The sequence below is a fragment of the Candidatus Rhodoluna planktonica genome (genome assembly GCF_001854225.1).
Lineage (GTDB): Bacteria > Actinomycetota > Actinomycetes > Actinomycetales > Microbacteriaceae > Rhodoluna > Rhodoluna planktonica.
Genome location: NZ_CP015208.1, coordinates 1,251,355 through 1,258,926, shown reverse-complemented (window position 1 = coordinate 1,258,926; position 7,572 = coordinate 1,251,355). Strand labels below are relative to the sequence as shown.

Here is a 7,572-nt window from a genome sequence, read left to right as displayed (position 1 = left end):
ACCACGCGTGTTTAGACCGGGGCGTTGAGCTAGTTCAAAAGTTCAATCTCTTGATCACCGAATTTTGCAGTGATGCGGAGATTGCCGCCCAAGGCTTCAACGTATTTCTTTATCGTTGAAATTTGGGCCTTCTCTATCTCATTACCCTCAATTAGGGAAACGCGGTTTTGGCTCACACCCAATTTTTTTGCCAGTTGAATCTGAGTTTTCTTTGTTGCTTTGCGAATCTCTTTTAGACGAAAGGTCGCAAGCTTTTCTCTGAGATCATCGACGCCTGCGTTTAGTTGAGAACTCGAAACTGCTAGTTGAGAAATAGCTTCTTCGAATTCAATCCAGTTAGTTTTTCCCATCAGTCCATTCCTTCCACATCAGAATACAACTCTTAGATTGTAAAACTCAAGTATTTTATTCATCTACCCATGATGGAGCTTCAAGGCTGCCAAGCAGGGGTCTTTCTAAAAATTGGGGATAACTAATCGTTGATTGGTTCGCGCCCGGGTTGGCGCTCCCACGCAGTTTCGGTAACCAAGCTTGGGTCTACCAACGGCGAAGGACCAAGACCGTTTCCGGCCGCATCAATGCCCGCACCGCGCTCAAAATCGGCAGCCACAATTTCAACAATTTTTGGAGCTGATCCGCCCGCGCCAAACGGCATCGCCGCTTCGCGCAACGCGGCAATTTCTGCGCTGCGATCGGGCAGACCAGCCTCGAGGATGTAATCAAACCCGGCAACAAACTCATCAAAGTTGCGTAACCTCACATTTGCCTCAGCGGCTATTTCACCTATCGGTGAAAGCGGCCAGTGCCCCGAGTTTTCGATGAATACAGCAGGTTTTCCGGTTGCCAAGGGGTATTCGGCCAAGAACGAAATTCCGTCGGTGAGTAGCAAATCGGCCCGTGCCAAAATTTGCCCAGCCGAAGATTCGCTATCGATGCTGGTGTTGGGCAATTCGGCCCAGGCAGTTTGCCATTCGGCCAATTCGGTGGCGGTTAGCACCCCGCGATCAACCAGGGTGCCAAATAAAAACGGATGCGGCCGCATGACAACATCTAGCTCTTGATGATCGCGTGCCCAAGCCAACATTTTTATGTGCATCTGGGCAAAAACACCAAAGTTTAGCCAATGTGGAGAATAGCTGTGGTGCGGCGCCCAAACTAACTGCAAGCGCTCACCCTTTGTGTGGCCAGCATGCCCAGCGTGACCAACTTGCCCAGCCTGACCGTCGGCGGCAGCCAGCAGCGCATCAATTTTGGGCGAACCAACAAAGTGCACGCGCTTATTGCCGCGCGATGTCTTGGCATACGCTGCGCGCACGAATTCATCCTGGGTGAAAATCAGCGAAGCTAGCTGATGCGAGCGCTGGGTGTAAAGATGCGAGGCAACCCCATTGCCATCGGCCGGCTCGTTGGTAAGCGGCAGCGAATAGTAGGGCACATAGGCCACGCGAGTAAACGAAACCAGACTGTCAACGCGATAGGCGGGTTGATAGTTGCGCTGCCAGGGGTAGTTGATAAAGGTGTAGTCGGGTGCCCAGTCGCGCAGCACCTTTAGCCCATCATTCGAGTCTTCAAAATTCAGCACCGTGTGTTCGATGCCGGCCTGCGTAAAAAAGGTGTGTGCCCCAGAAGCATCGTCATAGCGCAAATCGCCTGTTAATCGACGGGGGATGGCGAACACTGCAACTTCAAACCTTTCGTCGGCTCGCATCAGCGAGTGCACGCTCGCCAGTGCATCCCACGCTTCGTAATAGAAGGTGAGAAAAGCCACCCGAATTTTGGTCAAAGTTACTCCTGCTTATAGGTCTAAGAGAATAACCGTGGCAAGCGGGTTTTTCATCCGAATTGATCAGTGATGTGTAAAACTCGAAACGTGCGCGGTGTAAAAAAACAAGATCTGCCAGAGAAGCCCTGCCAGCGTTGCGGACGGCCGATGGTGTGGCGCAAAGCTTGGGCTAAAAACTGGGATGAAGTGAAATACTGCAGCGAAAAGTGCAAACGCACCAAAGCTTTGAGTTAGCGCAAGACCGGCCTAGGCGAAAGCTAGGGTTTCGCAACTCTTCGGTTAAACAAAAAGCCCCGAGGCTGCGAATTCATCAGTCCCGAGGCTTTGTGTAGTGATTGCAGAAGGCTTGGTTTCAACTGCGGTTACTACATTACTAAATAGCGCCGACACACCTTTTTTATTACGGTGCATGACGAACATTTAGCAAATATGTTTGCCAATTTGCCGTGTAGTCCGCTTGGCCAACCATTCGGCTCAAAGCCAAAAAATAATTAACTCCGAATCAGCCCACGAAGGTCTTTCATCAGAATCATCATTTGGCGTTCAGCAATTGGTGACTCAACAAAGCCGAACCGACTATAGAACTTGGCCGCGTCTTCGTCTTTGGCGTGTGTTACTAGTGCTCGCACCCCAACCTGTTCGCGAATGTTCCCCACACGAATCGCACAATCTTTCAGTAACCCTGCGCCAACCCCGAAGCCCTGAAAACGCAAATCAACTGCCAGTCGGGCTAAGACAATTACCGGGATGGAGTGCTGCCCAACCCCTTTGCAAACCCGTTCGGTTGCTTCGGCGTGGTTAATTTGCCCGGTAGCGATGCTGTAAAAACCGGCAATTTCGCCCTCGCTTGTGCAAACTACGAAAGTTTTTGCAGTGCCTGCCGATTGCGCAATTAACGAGTATTTGTGAAACCATGCGTCAATTAGTTCTGAGCCTGAGTCAAAACCATCAACCTGATCGGTTGCGTTCAGCAGCCGAGGTTGTTTGAGACTTACTCCCAAGGGGCTTTTCGACTTAGCAACTCAATCAAGCCAGCAGGTGTATGTGCCGGCCGTGCCAAATCTTCTTCGAGCGCCGCGAAGGCATCAGCATCGGCCCAAAAAATTCGTTGATCAAGCAAGGTGTTGGTAGCTTCGCGCAGAGCACTTTCAAGCATGAAAGCCGACACGTCTTGATGCTGCGCCTTGGCGGCGGAAGCAATCATGCGTTTTTCTAGTGGCGTCACCCTGGTGTAGATGCGCTCACCTTTTGTTTGTGATTCTGCCATTTTCACTCCTTGCGTACATTGTGCGTACAACTTCGAAACTATGTCAACCACAAAACCAGAATGACCTAGCAATAACCCCAAACCCTAGCCGTACACAAAATCTGTGGATAACGACAGAAAACCGTAATAGACGGCGCTCGCCGACGTATATAAAGTTGTTAGTGGGGAACAGGCCCGGTCGGCCGTCATCCTCCAACAACAAACCCCAGCACCAACCAGCGACGCCCAAAACCTACAAAACCTACAAAACCTAAAGGATTCTGATGACCGAGCCAATCGAACCGCGCATCCCAACTGATGCCGAACTCGAGGCGTTGCTCGATGAAGAATCAGATCTTGAGTTTGGCGAATCAGAAGTTCAGGCCGCATCGGCCGAACCACGCGCAGTTCTCAAAGAGTGGAGCGCCCAAGACTTCGCCAACATCTACACTCGCTTTCGCCCACACCTCGAGCGTCACGCTCGACGTTTCCTCAGAAACCCAAGCCAGGTTGATGAGGTTGTTCAAGACGCGTTCCTTTATCTAATGGTCACTTTGCCCGAGCTCGACAGCGAGCTTGGCGTGCTGCGCTTCCTGAAGTGGAAAGTGCGCCTGTTGTGTCTCGATGTGATTCGCGCGCAAAGCCGTGCCCAAATCAGTGACATCGATGCGCATCCTGAATTTGAATCAAGCGACCCCGAGGTTGGCTCTATTGTCGAGCAGGCCGAAGATGCCGCCATCGTGCGTTTGGCCCTGAGCAAACTGAACCCTCGTCACCGCGAGGTGCTGTTGGCCAGCATGTATGAAGAGAAGTCGACTCGTGAAATTGCTGAGCAGGTTGGCCTTAGCGAAAACGCTACCTTGCAGCTTCTGCACCGTGCTCGCGCCGCCTTCAAGAAAGCACTTATCGGCGAGGTTGAAACTGCCGGCATGACTCTCAGCCAGATTCTCTCGGTTGCGGCCCGCAAGGCTGCCGCCGATGCCAAGAATGTTGGCGCTAAGGCCATGGTTTTTGTTTTGTTCTTGATGCTCGGATTAGGTTCGGTGCTCACCTTCACCCGAAACAATGACACCAACAACATCGCTGAGGCTCCGGCCCCTGCAGCTTCGCAAAGCGCAGCGCCAGCCGATTCTTCAAACAGCAATTCAGCCGCAGCGACCGAAACCACCGAGGCAACCACCAACGATGCCACTCAGCCGGTTATCCAGACCATTGCTGCATCAGTTTCAAACGTGGTCGCAATTCCAGATTCTGCACCTTCGCCCAGCGCGAGCCCGTTTGATGTCAAAGATCTTGTCCAGGTTTTCGATAACAGCGTTCAGTCTGATTATTTAGTGCTTGCTAAAAATGGCAATAGCTTCGATGCACTGCCTTATGTTGTTGAGTCATCAAATGGCTTGATCGCCGACTTTATTTTTGACGCGGATGACCTACATCCATTCCAAAACTTGACGCTCACAATTCAGCTTGAAAAGAAGACTTACAACGTCTACGGCCGCAAATCGGACTATGTCGTCGCACGCGATTCGAAGGGTTTAGATCACTACGTTTATTTTGGTGAAGCAAGTCACGTTCAGGATGCTAAAACTGGCGACGTTTATACAGATTCAGAAATTTCAAATGGAGAAATTCGTCTTGAGTTGATTGTTGACCCTAATGTTGCCCAGGTTGTCGGCTCATCACTGACATTCGTGTATAAATAAACTTTTCTGGCCCTCTAAGAAAAACCCCTGAGAGATCAGGGGTTTTCACTATTCGACATAAAAGTTTTAACCAGACAAACCGTAATAGACCGGACAATTGTCCGTTAGTCTGTATGTAAGTCTTGCCCGGGTTCTGCTTGGTTGCTCCCGGAAAGGGCTTATTTAGCCATGTATTTCACGTGGATACATGGATTTAAACCAAGAAAAGAAAGAGACATAATGTCTAAAAACCTAACCCGTAAGGGCGTGGCATTTGGTGCATTGGTTGCTCTGGGCTCATCGGTTATCACTGGCGCTCCGGCGTTCGCGGTTGACAACGTTGCCTTGACTCCAAACACCGGTACCTCGTACCTGACCACCTTGGCTGGCGCATTCGTGCTAAAGGCCGAATTCGGTGGCGCAGTTGCAACCTCGCAGCTTGGTGACCTACGCTTCAAGATCGACCAGACTGGCGACAAGGTTGTATCTGCTGCAATTGGTTCTGACCTAACTGGCGGCGGAGCATCGTACACATTCGCTACTGCAAACAGCTCTACAGCCAACGCATCATTCGTAACCGATAAGCTACCTGCACGCAGCACCCCTGCTGTTGACGGTGAGCAGATTGCTGCTTACACCGAAACCGCTGCAGTTAAGCTAACCGTTTCGGGTACCGCTACTGTTTCGGCGAACGTAACCGCATGGCTTGACCTTGACAACGATGGTGTAATCGACACCACCGAGTACTCGTCGCCAACCCGCACTGTTACCTTCCACAAGGTTGCAGACCTAACCGCAGTTACTACTCTTACCGCTCCTGTAGCTGGCGCAGCCTCATTGGCCGCATCTTCTGTAATTACCCCAGAACTAAACTCAGCAATGCTTGCAAACAACGCAGTGACAGTTGACTTTGCTGGTGGCAACGCTCAGGATGGCAACGCATCATTTGCAGACGCAAAGTGGTCAGCAACTGGAACCACCACTGTGGCTGGCGGCACCACCTACACCGCACAACTTAAGGTTGATGGCACTGCTGTTGGTAACGTTGCTTCTCAGAGCGTTGCTGCAGTAACTGTTTCAAGCATCACTGCTGCAGTAACTGACACCACCGACACTGAAGTAATTGCTCCTGCAAACCAGGCCGCAACCCTGAAGCAGGACAAGGTTCGCACTGGGGTAAAGTCAGCCGAGGTCGTTCTTACTCTTAAGAAGTCGGATGGCAAAGCAGTTGCAGCAGGCATCCCTGCCGTTGTAACTGTTGCATCTACTGCGATCACCACCCCTGCAACCGCATTGGTAAAGATCAATGGCACCGCAGCGGCGGCCGTTGGACAGACCGTGAACCTAAACGTCGTAACTGACGCAAATGGTCAGGTCAAGCTAGCAGTTACCAACCAGCTTGGTACTGCCGGCGACAAGCTAACCTTCACCGCTACCTCTGAGGGCGTCGCACTAGACACCAACACCGGTAACCTTGCAACTGGTGCACAGGGCCTAGAGCTTCTATGGGCTAACGCTGCCTACACCATTGTTCGCGCAGATGACTTTGCAGATGCTGGACAGCGTTCAATCGCTTCAGGCGCAGCTGCATCGCTTTCCTTCTACGTTCGTGACAACTACGGTGCACCTATCTCTGGCGCTGCTCGTATTTACGCGACCACCCCAGCTGGCGATGCAACTGTTGACACCCACATCGCGACCATCACTAACGGAACTGGAACCATCACCGTTACTGACAAGAGCGATGATGCAACTTCACCAGTTGTTGTAACTGCTGAGGTACAGACTCAGAATGCGACCACTCTTAACTGGTCACAACTTGATGTAACCAACGGTAGCGAGCAGATCGTAACCAACCTAACCGTTACTGCATCAGCTGACACCATCGACACTGACCCATCAGCAACTTACTCAGGTTCAATTACTGACCAGGCACTTACCACCTACAACGCTGTTGTCGGCGGAACTGCTCCTACCCACTCGAACGCTGTTGCAATCACTGCTTCAGCTAACGTCGGTGGCAAGGTCACTGTTTCGGCTCCTGGTCTGATGATCAAGGTTGGCGGAAGCTACTTCAAGGACTCAGCAGTAGTACTTGGTGCAGCATCAAACGGTGACGTTGCATTCTCGGTATTCAGCACCTCAACTGGTGAGAAGACTGTAACTGTAACTGCCGGCACCACCGTTAAGACCACCAAGGTGACCTTCGCCAACGCAAGCACCTCAGGTGCTTCATGGTCATGGGAGACCACTCCTTCGTCAATCGGTGCAGGTAAGACCCTTGTGGTTGTTGCCAAGCTAGTTGACAAGTTTGGTAACGCTGTTGACGCAGACGCCTCTAAGGTATCTGTTGTTTACGACGGCCCAGGTCTACTAATTGGTTCATTGCCTGCAACTACCGAGGCTGACGGAACCCTAACCTTCCGTTACCTACTAGGTGCGAATGAACTAGGTTCTGCAAGCATCAAGCTAACCTACGCAGGTGCTAACGGTACCCTTGCAGAGGCGTCAAACAACGACGACGTAGTTGCAACCAAGACCATCAAGATTGGTTCACTACCAGTAGCAGCTGCTGTTGCTGGTGTGACCAAGGCTGTGAACGTAACTGTTCGCAACGCTGCTGGTCAGGGTGTTGTAATCACTGTAAACGGCAAGGTAGTAATCGCTCGTCGCGCTGCTGCTGATGTTCAGCCTTTCTCAGCTAAGACCACCGCAGGTAAGAAGACTGTGGTTGTCAAGGTTGCAGGTAAGACTGTTGCAACTCGCACCGTTACCGTAAAGTAAGTAACGCAAAGATCTATCCGCTAGCCCCCTAGCGGTAGAAGCAGAAAATCCCTCCGGCTTCGGCCGGGGGGATTTTC

The 7,572-nt window shown here is 51.5% G+C and carries 7 protein-coding genes; 3 read left to right on the top strand and 4 right to left on the bottom strand.

What is annotated here, in order from left to right; all coding sequences use genetic code 11:
* Positions 1 to 29: 29 nt before the first annotated feature.
* Positions 30 to 350, bottom strand: coding sequence for a helix-turn-helix domain-containing protein (locus A4Z71_RS06270; RefSeq protein ID WP_070955044.1), 321 nt, complete (start codon positions 348 to 350; stop codon positions 30 to 32).
* 122 nt (positions 351 to 472) lie between these two features.
* The gene (locus A4Z71_RS06265) at positions 473 to 1,783 is read right to left on the bottom strand and encodes a hypothetical protein (RefSeq protein ID WP_070955043.1); all 1,311 of its coding nucleotides are present in this window, start codon (positions 1,781 to 1,783) and stop codon (positions 473 to 475) included.
* Positions 1,784 to 1,852: 69 nt separating this feature from the next.
* On the opposite strand from A4Z71_RS06265, the gene A4Z71_RS07175 reads away from it, so the two are divergent.
* The gene (locus tag A4Z71_RS07175; protein WP_084028451.1) at positions 1,853 to 2,017 is read left to right on the top strand and encodes a DUF2256 domain-containing protein; all 165 of its coding nucleotides are present in this window, start codon (positions 1,853 to 1,855) and stop codon (positions 2,015 to 2,017) included.
* 257 nt (positions 2,018 to 2,274) lie between these two features.
* Here A4Z71_RS07175 and A4Z71_RS06260 read toward each other — a convergent pair whose 3' ends face one another.
* Together A4Z71_RS06260 and A4Z71_RS06255 are read right to left on the bottom strand one after the other, a co-directional pair.
* Positions 2,275 to 2,784: a GNAT family N-acetyltransferase gene (locus A4Z71_RS06260; protein ID WP_084028450.1), complete on the bottom strand. Its 510-nt coding sequence runs from the start codon at positions 2,782 to 2,784 to the stop codon at positions 2,275 to 2,277.
* Positions 2,775 to 3,050, bottom strand: a complete 276-nt coding sequence (locus tag A4Z71_RS06255; RefSeq protein WP_070955286.1) for a type II toxin-antitoxin system TacA family antitoxin — start codon at positions 3,048 to 3,050, stop codon at positions 2,775 to 2,777. Before A4Z71_RS06255 ends, A4Z71_RS06260 begins: the two co-directional genes overlap by 10 nt.
* 263 nt (positions 3,051 to 3,313) lie before the next feature.
* Between A4Z71_RS06255 and A4Z71_RS06250 the strand changes: the two genes are divergently transcribed.
* The gene (locus A4Z71_RS06250; protein WP_070955042.1) at positions 3,314 to 4,732 is read left to right on the top strand and encodes an RNA polymerase sigma factor; all 1,419 of its coding nucleotides are present in this window, start codon (positions 3,314 to 3,316) and stop codon (positions 4,730 to 4,732) included.
* Between the two features lie 219 nt (positions 4,733 to 4,951).
* Positions 4,952 to 7,495, top strand: coding sequence for a hypothetical protein (locus A4Z71_RS06245; RefSeq protein WP_070955041.1), 2,544 nt, complete (start codon positions 4,952 to 4,954; stop codon positions 7,493 to 7,495).
* Positions 7,496 to 7,572 lie beyond the last annotated feature (77 nt).

Excerpts from the sequence above, each read along its gene's own strand:
- A4Z71_RS06270 (WP_070955044.1), bottom strand. The coding sequence starts at position 350 with ATGGGAAAAACTAACTGGATTGAATTCGAAGAAGCTATTTCTCAACTA.
- A4Z71_RS07175 (WP_084028451.1), top strand. The coding sequence starts at position 1,853 with ATGTGTAAAACTCGAAACGTGCGCGGTGTAAAAAAACAAGATCTGCCA.
- A4Z71_RS06255 (WP_070955286.1), bottom strand. The coding sequence starts at position 3,050 with ATGGCAGAATCACAAACAAAAGGTGAGCGCATCTACACCAGGGTGACG.
- A4Z71_RS06250 (WP_070955042.1), top strand. The coding sequence starts at position 3,314 with ATGACCGAGCCAATCGAACCGCGCATCCCAACTGATGCCGAACTCGAG.
- A4Z71_RS06245 (WP_070955041.1), top strand. The coding sequence starts at position 4,952 with ATGTCTAAAAACCTAACCCGTAAGGGCGTGGCATTTGGTGCATTGGTT.